The 18,307-nt window shown below is 41.9% G+C and carries 15 protein-coding genes, 1 tRNA gene and 1 pseudogene; 16 read left to right on the top strand and 1 reads right to left on the bottom strand.

Features of this window, described 5'->3' with window-relative positions:
- The 12 genes and pseudogenes from tuf to FTU37_RS03565 all read left to right on the top strand — a co-directional run.
- A pseudogene (gene tuf / locus FTU37_RS03620) lies at positions 1-203 on the top strand (elongation factor Tu); the annotation flags it as partial.
- Between the two features lie 55 nt (positions 204-258).
- A tRNA-Trp gene (locus FTU37_RS03615) sits at positions 259-334 on the top strand.
- Between the two features lie 76 nt (positions 335-410).
- Positions 411-851, top strand: coding sequence for a preprotein translocase subunit SecE (gene secE / locus FTU37_RS03610; RefSeq protein ID WP_078189832.1), 441 nt, complete (start codon positions 411-413; stop codon positions 849-851).
- Positions 852-858: 7 nt separating this feature from the next.
- Positions 859-1,392, top strand: a complete 534-nt coding sequence (gene nusG / locus FTU37_RS03605) for a transcription termination/antitermination protein NusG (RefSeq protein ID WP_078189831.1) — start codon at positions 859-861, stop codon at positions 1,390-1,392.
- Between the two features lie 115 nt (positions 1,393-1,507).
- Complete coding sequence (rplK, locus tag FTU37_RS03600; RefSeq protein WP_004868049.1) at positions 1,508-1,936, top strand: 50S ribosomal protein L11; 429 nt, start codon at positions 1,508-1,510, stop codon at positions 1,934-1,936.
- A 3-nt stretch (positions 1,937-1,939) separates the two neighbouring features.
- Positions 1,940-2,635, top strand: coding sequence for a 50S ribosomal protein L1 (gene rplA / locus FTU37_RS03595; protein ID WP_078189830.1), 696 nt, complete (start codon positions 1,940-1,942; stop codon positions 2,633-2,635).
- Between the two features lie 301 nt (positions 2,636-2,936).
- Complete coding sequence (gene rplJ / locus FTU37_RS03590) at positions 2,937-3,443, top strand: 50S ribosomal protein L10 (RefSeq protein WP_078189829.1); 507 nt, start codon at positions 2,937-2,939, stop codon at positions 3,441-3,443.
- Between the two features lie 48 nt (positions 3,444-3,491).
- Complete coding sequence (gene rplL, locus FTU37_RS03585) at positions 3,492-3,863, top strand: 50S ribosomal protein L7/L12 (RefSeq protein WP_078189828.1); 372 nt, start codon at positions 3,492-3,494, stop codon at positions 3,861-3,863.
- Positions 3,864-4,167: 304 nt separating this feature from the next.
- Complete coding sequence (rpoB, locus tag FTU37_RS03580) at positions 4,168-8,256, top strand: DNA-directed RNA polymerase subunit beta (RefSeq protein ID WP_168377992.1); 4,089 nt, start codon at positions 4,168-4,170, stop codon at positions 8,254-8,256.
- A 141-nt stretch (positions 8,257-8,397) separates the two neighbouring features.
- The gene (gene rpoC / locus FTU37_RS03575) at positions 8,398-12,597 is read left to right on the top strand and encodes a DNA-directed RNA polymerase subunit beta' (protein WP_078192842.1); all 4,200 of its coding nucleotides are present in this window, start codon (positions 8,398-8,400) and stop codon (positions 12,595-12,597) included.
- A gap of 159 nt (positions 12,598-12,756) precedes the next feature.
- On the top strand, positions 12,757-13,299 hold the full coding sequence (locus tag FTU37_RS03570; protein WP_180123786.1) for a hypothetical protein: 543 nt from the start codon (positions 12,757-12,759) through the stop codon (positions 13,297-13,299).
- A 130-nt stretch (positions 13,300-13,429) separates the two neighbouring features.
- Positions 13,430-13,786, top strand: coding sequence for a DNA transfer protein p32 (locus FTU37_RS03565; RefSeq protein ID WP_180007041.1), 357 nt, complete (start codon positions 13,430-13,432; stop codon positions 13,784-13,786).
- A gap of 50 nt (positions 13,787-13,836) precedes the next feature.
- On the opposite strand, the gene FTU37_RS03560 is transcribed toward FTU37_RS03565, so the two are convergent.
- Positions 13,837-14,319, bottom strand: coding sequence for a DUF4442 domain-containing protein (locus FTU37_RS03560; RefSeq protein WP_180123785.1), 483 nt, complete (start codon positions 14,317-14,319; stop codon positions 13,837-13,839).
- A gap of 128 nt (positions 14,320-14,447) precedes the next feature.
- On the opposite strand from FTU37_RS03560, the gene FTU37_RS03555 reads away from it, so the two are divergent.
- From FTU37_RS03555 to FTU37_RS03540, 4 genes are all read left to right on the top strand, one after another.
- Positions 14,448-15,323 carry an alpha/beta fold hydrolase gene (locus FTU37_RS03555; protein WP_180007045.1) on the top strand — a complete coding sequence of 292 codons (876 nt, stop codon included), beginning with the start codon at positions 14,448-14,450 and terminating at the stop codon, positions 15,321-15,323.
- A 96-nt stretch (positions 15,324-15,419) separates the two neighbouring features.
- A complete protein-coding gene (locus tag FTU37_RS03550; protein ID WP_180123784.1) occupies positions 15,420-16,787 on the top strand; it encodes a Na+/H+ antiporter family protein in 1,368 nt (455 codons plus the stop codon).
- Positions 16,788-17,094: 307 nt separating this feature from the next.
- Positions 17,095-17,706 carry an OmpW family protein gene (locus FTU37_RS03545; protein WP_111885838.1) on the top strand — a complete coding sequence of 204 codons (612 nt, stop codon included), beginning with the start codon at positions 17,095-17,097 and terminating at the stop codon, positions 17,704-17,706.
- 156 nt (positions 17,707-17,862) lie between these two features.
- Positions 17,863-18,210 (top strand): lysozyme inhibitor LprI family protein, encoded by a 348-nt coding sequence (locus FTU37_RS03540; RefSeq protein WP_078189819.1) that lies wholly within the window; start codon positions 17,863-17,865, stop codon positions 18,208-18,210.
- Positions 18,211-18,307 lie beyond the last annotated feature (97 nt).

The raw sequence follows: 18,307 nt of genomic DNA, 5'->3' as shown, positions 1-18,307 counted from the left end.
GTCCACAGTTCTACTTCCGTACAACTGACGTAACTGGTGCGATCGCGCTTAAAGAAGGCGTTGAAATGGTTATGCCTGGTGACAACGTAGAAATGTCAGTAGAATTAATCCACCCAATCGCAATGGATGCTGGCTTACGCTTCGCGATCCGTGAAGGTGGCCGTACAGTTGGTGCGGGTGTTGTTTCTAAAGTAACTGCATAATATAATACAGTTATCTTTGTACAGATCGAGAGTTTCGACTCTCGATTTGCTCTGCAGGTCAGTAGTTCAATTGGTAGAGCGTCGGTCTCCAAAACCGAATGTTGGGGGTTCGAGTCCCTCCTGGCCTGCCAAATTTTTTTAAAAAGAAGCTTGATGCTGGCTCAACTGGTCATATAATAAGTCGCGAATCCTACGACGAGTACAAAAATGTCGAATGATAAATCGCGTGACGCATTAAGCGACGCGCCAATTCCTCAAAGAAATAATCCTGCTGAAGTTGTTAATTCTGGTTCCCCTTTAGACTATGTTCTGTGGGTTATCGCGTTGATTTTACTCGGTAGTTCTATGATGGTGAATCAACATTTGCCAGCATACTGGGCACCAGCGAATGATGTCTGGGTCCGTGTTGGGGTAATTTTGGCTTGTATTATCGTGGCTTTAGGTTTATTATACGCCACCCATCAAGGCAAAGGCTTTGTTCGATTGTTGAAAGATGCTCGAATTGAGTTACGTCGAGTGACTTGGCCAACCAAGCAAGAGACCATGACCACATCTTGGCAGGTACTTGCGGTAGTCTTAGTGGCATCTATTTTATTATGGTGCTTTGACTATGCTTTGAGCTGGTTAATGAAGTTTATTATCGGGTAAGAGAGCTATGAAACGTTGGTACATTATTCATGCCTATTCAGGCTATGAAAAACAAGTGTTACGCTCACTTAATGATCGAATCCAGCGTAGCGCTGTAGCCGATAGCTTTGGTGAAGTCCTTGTCCCTACTGAAGAAGTAGTGGAAATGAAGGATGGTAAGAAACGTAAATCTGAGCGTAAATTCTTTCCAGGCTATGTGTTAGTCGAAATGGAAATGAATGATGAAACTTGGCACATTGTTAAAGAATGTCCAAAAGTATTAGGTTTCATTGGTGGTACTGCAGAAAAACCTGCACCAATTACGCAAAAAGAAGCTGATGCGATTCTTGCACGTGTACGCAATACTGGCGAAGCACCTCGTCCTAAGACGATGTTTGAACCAGGTGAAGAATTACTCGTAATTGACGGTCCATTCACCGACTTTAAAGGCGTGGTGGAAGAAGTTCTATACGATAAGTCACGTTTAACGTTGACGATTAATGTATTTAATCGACCAACTCAAGTTGAACTGGAATTTCGCCAAGTCGAAAAATCAGTTTAATTTAACTTGGTTGATAAACGCCCGATTTGTTATGAGTCGGGCATTGTTGTTGTAACGGTATCGTTACTTAAATGTATGGGGAGCCTAGCGGCGTTAGTACCCAGAGGTAATTGAAATGGCTAAGAAGATTGACGGCTATATCAAGCTGCAAGTTCCAGCTGGTAAAGCAAATCCATCTCCACCGATTGGTCCTGCACTAGGTCAACGTGGTGTTAACATCATGGCATTCTGTAAAGAATTCAATGCTGCGACACAAAAAGTTGAAGCTGGTCTTCCAATTCCAGTAGTGATCACTGTGTACAACGACAAGTCGTTCACATTCATCATGAAAACTCCTCCTGCTGCGATTCTTCTTAAGAAAGCTGCGGGCATCCAAAAGGGTTCAGCTGTACCTAACAAGACTAAAGTTGGTAAGTTGACTCGCGCTCAATTAGAAGAAATTGCGACTACTAAAGAACCAGATCTTACTGGTGCTGATTTAGACGCACGTGTACGTACCATTGCTGGTTCTGCGCGTTCTATGGGCTTGGAAGTGGAGTTATAAGACATGGCTAAATTAACTAAACGTCAAAAAGCCATTGTTGCTGCTGTTGAAGCTAACAAAGTTTACACTTTGGAAGAAGCAGTTGCAGTTCTTAACGGCCTTCCAGCAGTAAAATTCAAAGAATCTTTGGATGTTGCTGTAAACCTAGGTGTTGATCCTCGTAAATCTGACCAAGTTGTTCGTGGCGCGACTACACTTCCTGCAGGTACTGGTAAAACTGTACGTGTAGCTGTGTTTGCTCAAGGCGCTGCTGCTGAAGCTGCTAAAGCTGAAGGCGCGGACGTTGTTGGTTTTGATGATCTTGCTGAAAGCATCCAAGCGGGTAACCTTGACTTTGACGTAGTAATTGCAGCTCCGGATGCAATGCGCGTTGTTGGTAAGTTGGGTACGATTCTTGGTCCACGTGGCTTAATGCCAAACCCTAAAGTGGGTACTGTAACTCCTGACGTAGCTTCTGCTGTTAAAAACGCGAAAGCTGGTCAAGCGCGTTACCGTGTAGACAAAGCTGGTATTATCCACGCTGCGATCGGTCAAGTAGGTTTCACTGCTGAAGCTGTTCGTTCAAACGTTGAAGCTCTTGTAGCTGACCTTAAGAAAGCAAAACCTGCTACTTCTAAAGGTGTTTACATCCAAAAGATCACTTTAAGCTCAACTATGGGTCCTGGTCTTGTTGTTGATGTAGCAAACGTTTCTAAATAAGTTTCGACTTATTACAGAATTTTAAAGCCCTGAGTAATATTTAAAGCGCTGCTTTAAATATTACGCAAGAAACGCTTCGTCGTATATTGCGTAATTCAGGCAAACTTTGAATTGATAAATTTAGATTTATCAGCGTCAAAGACCTCAGGCGAGGGGAGTTTTATGCTTTCTTCTTAATAGCCCAGCCTGAGTAGACGCGGTGGTGTGATTTGTTCCTCCTCCGCGTGTTGGTTCAGTGATGAGCTAACGAATTGGGAGTGCATCTGTATAGGTGCATAAATCACCGTTAGGAGGTTTTACAATGGCTCTTCTTATCGAAGGCAAAAAACAGATCGTAGCTGAAGTAACTGAAGTTGCTTCTACTGCGTATGCTGCTGTTGTTGCTGACTATCAAGGTTTAACTGTTGAGCAATTAACTGCTCTACGTGTTGAAGCTCGTAAACTAGGTGTTGCTACTCGCGTAGTTCGTAACACTTTGGCTAAACGTGCTCTTCAAGATACTCAATTCAATATCTTGAGCGACAACCTTGTTGGCCCAACAATCTTAGCTTTCTCAACTTCTGAAGACGACATGGGCGCAGCTGCTCGTTTGTTCGAAGAATTTGCTAAAACTAATAAAGCATTTGAACTTAAAGCTGCTGCATTTGACGGTAAAGTTTATCAAGGTGCTGAAGTTAGCGTTATCGCGAACCTTCCAAACCAAGAGAAAGCGCTTACTATGCTTGCAAGCGTTCTTCAAGCTCCTATTTCGAAATTGGGTCGCCTTATTACAGCGCTCAAAGAGAAAAACGAGTCAGAAGCTGCTTAAGCTTAAATCAATTTACACACCATTCAATACCCATTTGGAGTTACTCTCATGGCTTTAACAAACGAAGAAATCTTAAACGCAGTTGCTGAAAAAACTGTTCTTGAACTTGTTGAACTTATTTCTGCTTTCGAAGAAAAATTCAACGTATCTGCTGCTGCTGTAGCAGTTGCTGCTGCTCCTGGCGCTGCTGGTGCTGCTGCTGAAGAACAGTCAGAATTCAACGTTGAGCTGACTTCTTTCGGTGCTAACAAAGTTGCTGTAATTAAAGCAGTTCGTGAAGCTACTGGCCTTGGTCTTAAAGAAGCTAAAGATCTTGTTGAAAGCGCTCCTTCAGTTCTTAAAGAAGGCGTTTCTAAAGAAGAAGGCGAAGAACTTAAGAAAAAACTTGAAGAAGCTGGTGCTACAGTTACACTTAAGTAATCTTAAGGGGAGTCGATTTTTTTATAATCGGCTCCAAAAAATGGCTGGTGGCCCTTGGGTCATCAGCCTTTTTGCGTTACAATAATCGGCTCGATTTTTGTTTGCATGATATAAAAATCATACAAATTAAAAATAATTTATAAAACCAAACGCTTACCAATATTTTTCAGTAAAAAAATATTGTTAAGCGTTTTAATACCACTAAAAATTGCAGCATTTGTGAAAGTGGTGGCCATATCGGCCTGCGTAATTCCTTCTAAGTTCGTTCTGCAGGCGCACTTAGTTTACTTTCCGAGGACTCCAGATGGCATACTCATATACCGAAAAGAAACGGATCCGTAAGAATTTTGGTAAATTGCCCAAGGTAATGGATGTTCCGTACTTGCTCGCGATTCAAGTCGACTCGTACCGAACTTTCCTTCAAGACGGCAAAACTCCAAAAAACCGCGAAGATATCGGTCTCCAAGCCGCATTTCGTTCAGTTTTTCCTATTGAAAGTTATTCTGGCAATGCTGCTTTAGAATTTGTTGAGTATAGTCTTGGTAAGCCTGAATTTGATGTGCGCGAATGTATTCTTCGTGGCTCAACTTATGCGGCGCCAATGCGTGTAAAAATTCGTCTGATCATTAAAGATCGCGAAACCAAAACAATCAAAGATGTGCGTGAGCAAGAAGTCTACATGGGTGAAATGCCACTTATGACAGACAACGGTACCTTTGTGATCAATGGTACTGAGCGTGTAATCGTATCTCAATTACACCGTTCACCAGGTGTGTTCTTTGACCACGATAAAGGCAAAACTCACTCTAGCGGTAAAGTTCTTTATTCTGCTCGTATCATTCCTTACCGTGGTTCATGGTTAGACTTTGAATTCGATGCAAAAGATCTTGTCTATGTTCGTATTGACCGTCGTCGTAAATTGCTTGCGACTGTTGTGCTTCGTGCCTTGGGTTATAACAACGAACAAATCCTAGACATGTTCTACGAAAAAGTACCTGTATATCTTGATATGGGTAGCTATCAAATTGACTTGGTTCCAGAACGTCTACGTGGCGAAATGGCACAGTTTGATATCGTGGGTACAGACGGTAAAACAATTGTTGAACAAGGTAAACGTATTAACGCGCGCCATGTTCGCCAAATGGAAGCAGCAGGTCTTGAAAAACTTTCTGTTCCTGATGAATACCTATATGAACGTATCGTTGCTGAAGATGTAACGTTACGTGATGGCGAAGTTGTTGCGGCAAATACCGTACTTAGCCATGAAATTATGGTGAAATTGGCTGAAGGCGGCGTTAAACAATTCAACGTACTTTATACCAATGACATCGACCGTGGTCCATTCATTGCGGACTCTTTACGTGCAGATACTACAACTGGTCGTGAGGAAGCACTTGTAGAAATCTACAAAGTGATGCGTCCGGGTGAGCCACCAACAAAAGAAGCTGCTGAAAACTTATTCAACAACTTGTTCTTCTCTTCTGAACGTTATGACTTATCACCAGTAGGTCGTATGAAGTTCAACCGTCGTTTGGGTCGTCCTTACGAAGTGGGTACGGATCAGAAGTCTCGTGAAGTTGAAGGCATTCTTTCGAACGAAGACATCACTGATGTATTGAAAACATTAGTTGAAATCCGCAACGGTAAAGGTGAAGTCGACGATATCGATCACTTGGGTAACCGTCGTGTTCGTTCTGTTGGTGAAATGACAGAAAACCAATTCCGTGTTGGTCTAGTTCGTGTTGAACGTGCTGTTAAAGAACGTTTATCTCAAGCTGAAACTGATAACTTGTCTCCGCAAGATTTAATCAATGCGAAACCAGTTGCTGCGGCAATCAAAGAATTCTTTGGTTCAAGCCAGTTGTCTCAGTTCATGGACCAAAACAACCCATTGTCTGAAATTACACACAAACGTCGTGTATCAGCATTGGGCCCAGGTGGTTTGACTCGTGAACGTGCGGGCTTCGAAGTACGTGACGTACATCAAACTCACTACGGTCGTGTATGTCCAATTGAGACTCCTGAAGGTCCAAACATTGGTTTGATCAACTCACTTTCTGTTTATGCGAAATGTAATAACTTCGGTTTCTTGGAAACTCCATACCGTAAAGTTGTTGATGGTCGTGTAACGGATGAAGTTGAATACCTTTCTGCGATTGAAGAAGTAGGTACTGTGATTGCACAGGCCGATTCTGGTATCGATAAAGACGGTAACTTAACTGAAGAATTCGTATCTGTACGTCACCAAGGTGAATTCGTACGTATTCCACCAGAAAAAGTAACGCATATGGATGTATCTGCTCAGCAGGTTGTATCTGTAGCGGCATCACTTATTCCGTTCCTTGAACACGATGATGCCAACCGTGCATTGATGGGTTCAAACATGCAGCGTCAGGCTGTTCCTACTTTACGTGCTGACAAACCGCTTGTTGGTACAGGTATGGAAGCAAACGTAGCGCATGACTCGGGTGTTTGTGTACTTGCGAAACGTGGTGGTCGTATTGAGTTCGTTGATGCTTCTCGTGTCGTTATTCGTGTAAACGAAGAAGAGATGGTGGCAGGCGAAGCAGGTGTAGATATCTACAACCTGATCAAATACACCCGTTCGAACCAAAATACATGTATCAACCAAAACGTTGTTGTACGTTTAGGTGACAAAGTTGCACGTGGTGACGTTCTTGCTGATGGTCCATCAACAGATGGCGGTGAATTGGCATTGGGTCAAAACATGCGTGTAGCGTTCATGACTTGGAACGGTTATAACTACGAAGACTCGATCTTACTTTCAGAGCGTGTACTTCAAGAAGATCGTTTAACGTCTATCCACATCCAAGAGCTTTCATGTGTTGCACGTGATACCAAATTGGGTGCTGAAGAAATTACAGCGGATATCCCGAACGTGGGTGAAGCTGCACTTTCTAAATTGGATGAATCAGGTATCGTTTATATCGGTGCTGAAGTTACTGCGGGTGACATTCTTGTCGGTAAAGTAACGCCTAAAGGTGAAACGCAGTTAACTCCGGAAGAAAAATTGCTTCGTGCAATCTTCGGTGAAAAAGCGGCTGACGTAAAAGACTCTTCATTACGCGTATCTTCATCTGTGAAAGGTACTGTAATTGACGTTCAAGTATTTACACGTGACGGTCTTGAAAAAGACGAACGTGCTCAAGCAATTGAGAAAGCACAACTTGATGCTTACCGTAAAGACTTGAAAGAAGAATACAAAATCTTCGAAGAAGCGGCTCGTGAACGTATTGTTCGTCTATTGAAAGGTCAAGAATCTAACGGTGGCGGTACAACTAAACGCGGTGACAAATTAACTGAAGAGTTATTGTCTGGTCTTGAGTTGGTTGATCTTATTGAAATCCAACCAGTCGACGAAGCGATTGCTGAACGTTTAACTCAAATTCAAGTGTTCTTGAAAGAGAAGAGCCTTGAAATTGACGAGAAATTTGCAGAGAAAAAACGCAAACTTTCTACAGGTGATGAACTGACAACTGGCGTATTGAAAGTTGTTAAAGTTTACTTGGCTGTAAAACGTCGCATCCAACCGGGTGATAAAATGGCGGGTCGTCACGGTAACAAAGGTGTTGTATCTAACATCCTACCTGTAGAAGACATGCCACACGATGCAAACGGTGTTCCAGTTGATGTTGTACTTAACCCACTGGGTGTGCCATCACGTATGAACGTGGGTCAGATTCTTGAAACTCACTTAGGTATGGCGGCTAAAGGTCTTGGCGATCAAATCGACAAGATGATGAAAGAGCAACGTACTGTACTTGAGCTTCGTGATTTCTTAGACAAGATTTACAACAAAGTTGGTGGCGAACAAGAAGATCTTGATAGCTTGACTGATGAAGAAATCTTGGTGCTTTCAGGTAACTTGCGTAAAGGTGTTCCTTTAGCAACACCGGTATTTGATGGTGCTGAAGAATCACAAATCAAAGAATTGTTAGAACTTGGTGGCATTTCACGTACTGGTCAAACAGTATTGTATGATGGTCGTACAGGTGAACGTTTTGACCGTCCAGTAACTGTGGGTTACATGTACATGTTGAAACTGAACCACTTGGTTGACGACAAGATGCATGCGCGTTCTACTGGTTCTTACTCTCTAGTAACTCAACAGCCGCTTGGTGGTAAAGCACAATTCGGTGGTCAGCGTTTCGGTGAGATGGAAGTATGGGCACTCGAAGCTTACGGTGCAGCATACACACTTCAAGAAATGCTTACTGTGAAGTCGGATGACGTTGAAGGTCGTACCCGTATCTATAAGAACATTGTAGATGGTAACCATTACATGGACCCAGGTATGCCTGAATCGTTCAACGTATTGACCAAAGAGATCCGTTCTTTAGGTATCAACATTGAACTGAAAAATGGTGACTAATTAGCTCCATTGAATCTCCCTTGTGAAGCAGTGCTTCTCACCTCTTTAATCAAGAGGGGCAAGGGGGATTTCTCAGTTAAAAAAACAATATTTGTGACCCAGTTGTGAAGTGAAAATCTCCACAACACACGGAGAAAAAAATTGAAAGACTTGCTCGATATCATGCGCAAAAAGACGGATTCAGACGGTCATGCTCCTGTAGAGTTTGATCGCATCCGTATTGGTCTTGCGTCACCAGAAATGATTAAGTCGTGGTCTCATGGTGAAGTTAAAAAGCCTGAAACCATTAACTACCGTACGTTCAAACCTGAACGTGATGGTTTATTCTGTGCCAAAATCTTTGGTCCAGTAAAAGATTACGAATGCTTGTGTGGTAAATACAAGCGTATGAAATACAAAGGCGTCATTTGTGAAAAATGTGGCGTTGAAGTAACAACTGCAAAAGTACGTCGTGAGCGTATGGGTCATATTGACCTTGCTTCTCCAGTTGCACATATTTGGTTCTTAAAATCACTTCCTAGCCGTATCGGTCTGCTTTTAGACATGACTTTACGTGATATCGAACGTGTATTGTATTTCGAATCATACGTTGTAACTGACCCAGGTATGACTCCACTTGAGAAATACCAACTTCTAAACGACGAAGAATACTTCACTGCTTTAGAAGAACACGGTGATGAATTCACTGCGAAAATGGGTGCAGAAGCAGTTCAAGATTTGTTGAAAGACATCGATCTTGAAGCTGAAATTTCACGTCTTCGTGAAGAAATTCCAAATACAACTTCAGAAACGAAGCTTAAAAAAGCTTCTAAACGTCTGAAATTGATGGAAGCGTTCAAAGAGTCGAACAACAAACCAGAATGGATGGTGATGAATGTACTTCCAGTACTTCCACCTGATCTTCGTCCGTTGGTTCCTCTAGAAGGTGGTCGTTTTGCGACTTCTGACTTGAACGATCTTTACCGTCGTGTAATCAACCGTAACAACCGTTTAAAACGTCTACTAGACCTTGCAGCACCAGACATTATCGTACGTAACGAAAAACGTATGTTACAAGAGTCTGTTGATGCATTGCTTGATAACGGTCGTCGTGGTCGCGCAATTACTGGTTCGAATAAACGTCCTCTTAAATCTTTGGCAGACATGATCAAAGGTAAACAAGGTCGTTTCCGTCAAAACTTATTGGGTAAACGTGTCGATTACTCTGGTCGTTCGGTAATTACTGTAGGTCCAACTTTACGTCTGCACCAATGTGGTCTTCCGAAAAAAATGGCACTTGAATTATTTAAACCATTCATTTTCGCGAAACTACAAGCATCTGGCCAAGCGACAACCATTAAAGCTGCGAAGAAAATGGTTGAGCGTGAAACTCCAGAAGTTTGGGACGTACTTGCTCACGTAATTCGTCAACATCCAGTGATGTTGAACCGTGCGCCTACACTTCACCGTTTGGGTCTTCAAGCATTTGAACCAACCCTGATTGAAGGTAAAGCGATCCGTCTTCACCCGTTAGTTTGTGCGGCATTTAACGCCGACTTCGACGGTGACCAAATGGCGGTACACGTACCATTAACACTTGAAGCTCAGTTAGAAGCTCGTGCGTTAATGATGTCAACAAACAACATTCTTTCTCCTGCGAACGGTGAGCCAATCATCGTACCTTCTCAGGACGTTGTCTTAGGCTTGTACTACATCACTCGTGATGCGATCAATGCCAAAGGTGAAGGTATGGTGTTTGCGGATACTGACGAAGTAAACCGTGCACTTGCAACAGGTCAAGTTGATTTACACGCTCGCGTAAAAGCACGTGTACACCAAACAGTCATTGACGAAAATGGTAACCGTGAACAACAAACCATTGTTGTAGACACAACTCCAGGTCGTTGTTTACTTTGGGAAGTTGTACCTGAAGGTATGGATTTCCAACAAATCAACGTTGAGATGACGAAAAAGAACATCTCTAAATTGATCAACTCTTGCTACCGTAAATTGGGTCTAAAAGATACTGTTATCTTCGCTGACCAATTGATGTACTTGGGCTTCCGTCAAGCGACTCACTCAGGTGTGTCTGTTGGTATGGAAGACATGTTGATTCCGCCACAAAAACAAGCAATTATCGAAAAAGCTGAAGTTGAAGTTCGCGAAATTGAACAACAATTCGAGCAAGGTTTCGTAACTGCCGGCGAACGTTATAACAAAGTTGTCGATATTTGGGCACGTACAAACGACCAAGTAGCGAAAGCGATGATGGACAACTTGTCTTTCACAACTGTTAAAAACAAACAGGGTGAAGACGAGAAACAAAAATCATTCAACTCGATCTACATGATGTCTGACTCAGGTGCCCGTGGTTCGGCAGCTCAGATTCGTCAGTTAGCGGGTATGCGTGGTTTGATGGCGAAACCAGATGGTTCGATCATTGAAACACCAATTAAAGCGAACTTCCGTGAAGGTTTGACCGTACTTCAGTACTTCATTTCAACACACGGTGCACGTAAAGGTTTGGCCGATACTGCATTGAAAACTGCGAACTCAGGTTACTTGACTCGTCGTTTGGTTGACGTTGCACAAGACTTGGTAATTACTGAGCCAGATTGTGGTACTTTCGACGGTCTTGTAATGACTCCGTTCATTCAAGGTGGCGATGTCATCGAGAACTTAGGTACTCGAGTATTGGGTCGTGTACTTGCTGAAGATGCGAAGAAACCAGGTTCGGATGATGTGATTCTTCCACGTAATACTTTAATCGACGAAAAACTTGCAAACTACTTAGAAGAGCAAGGTGTCGATGAAGTGAAAGTACGTTCAGTTGTAAACTGTGAATCTACTTTCGGTGTATGTGCGAAATGTTACGGTCGTGACCTTGCTCGCGGTCACTTGGTGAATCCAGGTGAATCTGTGGGTGTAATGGCTGCTCAATCAATTGGTGAGCCAGGTACACAGTTAACAATGCGTACGTTCCACGTAGGTGGTGCTGCGAGCCGAACTTCTGCTGCTAACAGCGTACAAGTTCGTAACAAAGGTACAGTACGTTTCCACAATGTGAAAACAGTACAACACGCTAAAGGTCACTTGGTATCAACTTCACGTTCAGGTGAAATCGGTATCGCAGATGACATCGGTCGTGAACGCGAACGTTACAAAATTCCATACGGTGCTTCAATCATCATTAAAGATGGCGAAGCTGTGGAAGCTGGCGGTATCGTAGCGACTTGGGATCCGCATACACATCCATTGGTTACCGAAGTTGCAGGTAAAGTGCGTTTCAGCCAAATCGCTGATGGCGTAACTGTGACATCGAAAACTGATGATGCAACAGGTATGACGACTATTGAGGTACTTCCAGTAACTTCACGTCCAGCATCTGGTAAAGATATGCGTCCAGCTGTTGTATTGGATACAACAGATGGCGGCGAACAGTTCTACTTCCTACCACAAAACACGATTCTGACTGTGCGCGACGGCGAAACAATTGGTGTTGGTGACGTTATTGGTCGTGTACCACAAGAATCTTCACGTACACGTGATATTACCGGTGGTCTACCGCGTGTAGCTGACTTGTTCGAAGCACGTAAACCGAAAGAACATGCGATCCTTGCTGAAATTTCAGGTATCGTAAGCTTCGGTAAAGAGACCAAAGGTAAGAACCGTCTTGTGATTACTCCGGATGATGGCTCTGAGATTTACGAAGAGCTAATTCCGAAATGGCGTACGATTAACGTGTTCGAAGGCGAGCATGTGAACCGTGGTGAAACCATTTCTGATGGTCCGCAAAACCCACACGACATCTTACGTTTGAAAGGCGAAGTTGCACTGACAAACTACATCGTGAACGAAGTTCAGGACGTATACCGTCTGCAAGGTGTAAAAATCAACGACAAGCATATTGAAGTGATCGTACGTCAAATGCTTCGTAAAGTTGAAATCACTGACGGTGGTGATACAAGCTTCATCAAAGGCGAGCAAGTGGAATACATCCGCGTTGTTCAAGAAAACCAAGCTGTGGCAGCTCAGAACAAGTTTCCAGCGAAGTTTGAACGTCAATTGATGGGTATTACCAAAGCGTCGCTTTCTACTGACTCGTTCATTTCTGCTGCATCGTTCCAGGAAACAACTCGTGTGTTAACTGAAGCTGCTGTAACAGGTAAAGAAGATGAATTACGTGGTCTGAAAGAAAACGTAGTTGTAGGTCGTCTGATCCCAGCGGGTACAGGTTTGGCTTACCACTTAGAACGTCGTCGTCAGGAGTCTGAAGCTGCAGAGCTTGAGCTTCACAATGATTTCTCTGATGTAGATCAAGCATTAAGCCAAGCATTTAGCGATGAATTTAACGGTCTTTAATTAGCCCTTAAATTATTCAAAAAAGCCACCTTTGGGTGGCTTTTTTTATGCGGATGAATTGAAAATTAAAGCTTTCCTAATGTTGATTTATTTCCTATAGTAAAAATAGAACATAACAAATCTCTTGATTTTTAAACTTAAACATAACGGGGTCTTTTGATGAAATTCGCACAGCAATTATTCGCAGTTTCTGCATTATTCAGCTCATTGACAGCGATTGCTGCACCTATGCCCAATTCGATTGTGGTAGAAGATAAAGCTGTAGTTCCAGTACTAAAAACAGAAGTGATTCGCCGTGTTGCAGGTCAAGAACCTGTACGCCAAGTGACTGCAACAGTGTTAGAAATGACCAATAAAGGTCAGGATATCGTGGCACGTGAAATTGAACTTTCTGATCACCAAGGTGATTTTTCTGAAAAGAAATTATCGATTCCTGTACTACAGCGTGGTGGTGTCATCGTCCCGACCTCTAAAATTGAAACCAAGACTACGGTGAAGCAGGACGGTCAGATTATTCGTCAAAACACCAATATTGATGCAGAAGGTGTAGAGTTTAAGAAAGGGCAAGACCCGATTAAACGCACGCTAAAACTAGATCAGGCAACAGATCCAGAAAGCAAAGCCAAACTCTCTCATGTTGTGCTGACTGAAAATGGTGAAACCACAAAAGATTTGATGATTTTGGATGAAAATCCTGAGTGATTTGTGAGCGATTAGGCGTCGTTTTTTACAAAATGCAGCATTTATGCTCCAAGCCGTAACAAGCTATATTTAATTGTTTCATACAATGGTTTTAGAATCATAGGTATTGAAGAAGACAAGGAACATCACAATGAAAAAAGTAATGAGCGTATGCGCAGTCGCGATGATTTCGACCCTAATGCTTGCTGGTTGTGAAAGCATGTCGCCAAATGAACAACGTATTGGTGCCGCAGCTTTAGGTGGTGCCATTGGTGGTGGTGTGGGTAACAACGTTGGTGGTGGTGTAGGTGCAGCCGTTGGTGGGGGTGCTGGTGCAGCTGTCGGCAGTAAAACTCAAAACGGTTCAAACCGAAATGCCACATATAGTGGTGTAGGTGGTGCGATTGGTTCTGCAGTCGGTAAAAGTATCTTTGGTGGTAACACCGGTGCTGCTATTGGCGGTGCAATCGGTGGTGGTGCAGGTGCTGCAATTGAGCAAAATCGCTAATCTAATCCGATAAATTTGAATGAAAAGGCGCTTAAAGATAAGCGCCTTTTTTATTTGCGTGGACGGGGTTGCTTGCGACGAATGTATAGAGTTTTTTGAACTTCAGCGATACGTAAGCCTGCTTCATCAAAAATATTTAAGCTATAGTTCCGTAGAACAGGCGCGTGGTTATCTGCTAAGTTTTTAATATGGTTGATTTCATTTGGGGCGAGCTGGATGTCAGCGTATACCGTTCCACGTCCGGGGGATAAAAATTGGATATTTGCGGCTTTGTCCCACACGATATAACGTGAGCCCAGGTGATGCATCAAAATCAACATATAAAATGGGTCAACCATTGAATAAAGACTCCCGCCAAAATGTACACCGACGATATTTTGATTTTTACGAGTTAATGGCATTTTGACGCGAATGTGATAATTGGCGAGATCAATTTTATCAATCGAAATGCCAGCACCTTTATAAGGGGCATAATGATTGAGTAAGAATTTAGAGACAATAGGCATTGTCATTATTTTCTGGATTAAGCTCATACTGGGTCAATTTTTTTTTATGCTGAACTTTGCATACTAAATGAGTTTCAAAACTGTGGCATTGATCACATTGCCCATGTTCACAAATAAAACGTCAATTCGATGGAATCGATAAAAGGACAAGAAGAATGCAACCACTAAATACGCAATGGGTGAATACCACAGATCAACAACGGCTTTATGTGAAGACATGGGGTGATGAAACTAAGCCGGCATTGGTTTTGGTTCATGGTTATCCTGATAATCAGGAAGTATGGGAACCGGTTATTGAGCATCTTGGTTCTGAATTTTATATTGTGACCTATGACGTGCGAGGTGCAGGGCAGTCCTCTGTGCCCCGTAAAGTACGAGATTACCGTTTAGAACAACTTTCACTTGATTTGGATAGTGTGACGCAAGCGGTATTAGGCGAGCGTAGTTTTCACTTAGCTGCGCATGACTGGGGTTCAATTCAATCTTGGGAGTCGGTCACAGAAGCAAAGTTTAGATCGCGAATTTTGTCTTATTCAACCATATCTGGGCCATGCTTAGACCATGCTGCATTTTTATTAAGAGATAACTTTAAACATCAGCAAAAAAAATTACTCAAATTGTTGAGCAAGTCATGGTATATCGGAGTATTCCAATTACCATTTCTTGCACCTGCCGCTTGGCATTTTTTGAATGCAGAGCGATGGGGGAAAATTGTTAATGATTTAGAACGAACTCAACAATTGCCGTTAAATCATAATATTCAACATGACGGTAAATATGGTATCGCGCTTTACCGTGCTAATTTTACTCCTCGTTTAACGCAGCCAAGACAACGTCATGCTATATGTCCTGTGCAAGCCATCGTATTAAAATATGATACTTTTGTCAGTCCAGAATATATTAAAGAATTGCCAAAATGGGTGGAAAATTTATCCGTGGTTGAAGTCAATGCAAATCATTGGGCCGTGCTGAGCCAACCCGAAAAAATTGCAAGTTACATCGCTCAATTTGCGCAATCACAGCAGCTTTAAGTAAATCGTTCAACAGTGGCAGTTTCATCGATAGGGGGCTAAATAGCGAGCAAATTCTGATAAAATACGGTTTTTTGTCAGACTCCCTTTTTTCTTATGTTTGCTATTCTTGCCGCAATTACAGTCATGTTTGGACTGTCGCAGGCACGCGTGCCTGTTGTATTTGCGCTGATCATTGGTGCAGTAACAGGTGGCTTGTTAGCTGGTCTTGGTATTCATGGCACCATCGAAGCGTTTAATAGTGGCTTAGGCAACGGTGCTCAAATCGCACTTGCTTATGGCGTGTTGGGGGCATTTGCTTTGGCACTTGCGCGTTCAGGTTTGCCAGATTTACTGGCTTATCAACTCATTACTAAACTCAAAGGTAACAGTAATGTGAAAGCCCAGAATCGCGTGAAATACGTAATTTTCGCTACTATCGCTTTAGCCGCCGTATGTTCACAAAACGTGATTCCAGTGCACATTGCGTTTATTCCAGTATTAATTCCACCATTACTCAGCGTATTTAATCATTTAAAACTTGACCGTCGTTTGATTGCTTGTGTTCTGACTTTTGGTCTTGTGGCGACTTATATGCTGGTACCTTTTGGTTTTGGTGCTATTTTCCTTAATGATATTTTAGGTCAAAACATCAATACCTTTGGTAAGCCATACGGTTTCAACATCAGCTATGATCAAATTCCAACTGCTATGGCAATTCCAGTATTTGGGATGTTTGTTGGCTTATTAATTGCTGTTTTTTATAGCTACCGTAAACCACGAGAGTATGCTGACGTTCAGGTTAAGGAATCACAGCACACCATCTCATCTGATGTAAAAGCAGATGAAAATGGTAAACCACAAGTCGCTAAATTTACTTTGATTATGGCTGCGGTTGCAGTGGTTGCTACGCTTTCTGTTCAAGTCATATCTGAGTCGATGATTTTGGCGGGTCTGGTTGGTGTTGCGATCTTAAGCTGTGCAGGTATTTTTAAGTGGAAAGAAGCCGATGATGTCATTATCAGTGGTATGCGCATGATGGCACTGGTTGGTTTCATTATGATTTCTGCGCAGGGCTTTGCATCTGTGATTGAGGCTACGAATCAAGTACCAATACTGGTACAAGCTTCGGTTGAATGGATTGGAAACAGCCGAGGTTTAGCTGCATTTTGGATGCTATTGATAGGGCTATTAATTACCTTAGGTATTGGTTCTTCATTCTCAACAATCCCAATTTTGGCCATTATTTATGTACCACTTTGTATTCAATTTGGTTTTAGCCCAGCGGCAACGATTGCCATTATTGGTACAGCAGCAGCTTTAGGAGATGCAGGTTCTCCGGCATCAGACTCAACTTTAGGCCCAACATCAGGCCTTAATATGGATGGTCAGCATGACCACATGAAAGACAGTGTGGTCCCGACCTTCATTCACTACAATATTCCATTAATGATCTTTGGTTGGATTGCCGCAATGGTACTCTAAAAAATTTTCAAAGATAAATAAAAAAGGCGATTATATAATCGCCTTTTTTGTTATTTAATCCTGAGGATTTTGGTTGGATTAAAATAATTCATTTTATTAATTCTGATTAAAAAGGTTGGTATATTATGAATAATAAATTAATTATAACGGTGAAAATATAAAACCAAGCATTGCACTATGATTAAAATAAATATATATAATTAATAATGACTTATATAATAATGTAAAAATTTATAAAATAATAATGTTGCATAATTTTAATACTAATGTTTAATATTAATTATTCATTCTAGAAGGTTGCTTTAAAATGTTAAAACAAGCTGCTCTTATTGCATTATTGGGTATGTCTGCTTCAGCGATGGCTGGTCAATGGCAGGTTAAAGTTGGTGCTTCTGTAATTGCTCCAACTGCAGATACTGATATTGCTAATGGTGCTTTAAATGTAAAAGCAGATCATGAGTTTGCATTTACACCGTCTGTAGAATATTTCTTTAATGACAACATTTCAGCTGAATTACTATTAGCTACACCAATTAGTCATGATGTGGATGTAACAGCTGCGGGTTCAAAAGTTGCTGGTGTTAAATTGAAACATCTTCCACCAACAATTACTGCGAAATATAACTTTAAAAATTCAACTGGCTTTACACCTTACATTGGTGTGGGTGGTACAGCATTTGTTGCTTGGGATGAAGATGGTTCAGGTGTGCTAGAAGGCACAAAGGTTAAAGTGAAAGAGTCTTATGGTTTTGCTGGCCAAGTTGGTTTTAACTACCAACCAGCTGATGCTAAAAACTGGGGCGTATTCTTTGATGCACGTTATGCTCAAATCCAGCCTGAAGTTCAAACAGTTGTCGAAACTTTTGATTTAGATATCGATCCTATGGTGTATACAATTGGTTATAGCTACAAATTCTAAGCTGTAGCTGATCTTAAAACCCTGCCTAATGGCAGGGTTTTTTATGCAGCATACTCCATTCATCAGTTGATCGAATTGAACAAATAGGCAATAGAAAATTTAGGTGGAACTGTTAGAGTCGAAATAAATCAGCAAGTTGGATGAAGAGAAAAGACGATGAAAAAAATTATTCAGGGAATGCTGGTCTTGGGCAGTGCTTATTTTATTTCGACAAGTTATGCCGCAAGTTTTGATTGTAAAAAGGCGAAAACCATTACCGAACATGCGGTTTGTGATAACCGTAGTATTAATGATGCTGATGTCAAAATGGCCACGACCTATACGATTATTCGTCATTTGGTTCCCATGGGGACACGTGGTGCAATTCAAGATCAACAAATAAAATGGTTACAACTACGCGATCAGTGCCGTGACAATGTCAGTTGTTTAAGCGATGTATATAAAATGCGACAGCAAAAACTAGATCTTTACATGGACCGTGTGTATAAGCAGGGGCCATTTTAAACATTAAAAATGAGTGCGATGCTGTGAAAATTTTTCCACTCAGCCTATTGAAAAATAGTGAAGTCCCTCCATTCATATAGCATTCAATCGTAATACA

Origin of the sequence: Acinetobacter sp. YH12097 (genome assembly GCF_013419225.1) — a bacterium.
In the GTDB taxonomy this organism is placed as follows: domain Bacteria; phylum Pseudomonadota; class Gammaproteobacteria; order Pseudomonadales; family Moraxellaceae; genus Acinetobacter; species Acinetobacter amyesii.
This window is presented reverse-complemented; position numbering and strand designations above follow the sequence as displayed.

Coding starts and splice junctions, on each gene's coding strand:
- secE (WP_078189832.1), top strand. CDS start 411: ATGTCGAATGATAAATCGCGTGACGCATTAAGCGACGCGCCAATTCCT.
- nusG (WP_078189831.1), top strand. CDS start 859: ATGAAACGTTGGTACATTATTCATGCCTATTCAGGCTATGAAAAACAA.
- rplK (WP_004868049.1), top strand. CDS start 1,508: ATGGCTAAGAAGATTGACGGCTATATCAAGCTGCAAGTTCCAGCTGGT.
- rplA (WP_078189830.1), top strand. CDS start 1,940: ATGGCTAAATTAACTAAACGTCAAAAAGCCATTGTTGCTGCTGTTGAA.
- rplJ (WP_078189829.1), top strand. CDS start 2,937: ATGGCTCTTCTTATCGAAGGCAAAAAACAGATCGTAGCTGAAGTAACT.
- rplL (WP_078189828.1), top strand. CDS start 3,492: ATGGCTTTAACAAACGAAGAAATCTTAAACGCAGTTGCTGAAAAAACT.
- rpoB (WP_168377992.1), top strand. CDS start 4,168: ATGGCATACTCATATACCGAAAAGAAACGGATCCGTAAGAATTTTGGT.
- FTU37_RS03570 (WP_180123786.1), top strand. CDS start 12,757: ATGAAATTCGCACAGCAATTATTCGCAGTTTCTGCATTATTCAGCTCA.
- FTU37_RS03565 (WP_180007041.1), top strand. CDS start 13,430: ATGAAAAAAGTAATGAGCGTATGCGCAGTCGCGATGATTTCGACCCTA.
- FTU37_RS03560 (WP_180123785.1), bottom strand. CDS start 14,319: ATGAGCTTAATCCAGAAAATAATGACAATGCCTATTGTCTCTAAATTC.
- FTU37_RS03555 (WP_180007045.1), top strand. CDS start 14,448: ATGCAACCACTAAATACGCAATGGGTGAATACCACAGATCAACAACGG.
- FTU37_RS03550 (WP_180123784.1), top strand. CDS start 15,420: ATGTTTGCTATTCTTGCCGCAATTACAGTCATGTTTGGACTGTCGCAG.
- FTU37_RS03545 (WP_111885838.1), top strand. CDS start 17,095: ATGTTAAAACAAGCTGCTCTTATTGCATTATTGGGTATGTCTGCTTCA.
- FTU37_RS03540 (WP_078189819.1), top strand. CDS start 17,863: ATGAAAAAAATTATTCAGGGAATGCTGGTCTTGGGCAGTGCTTATTTT.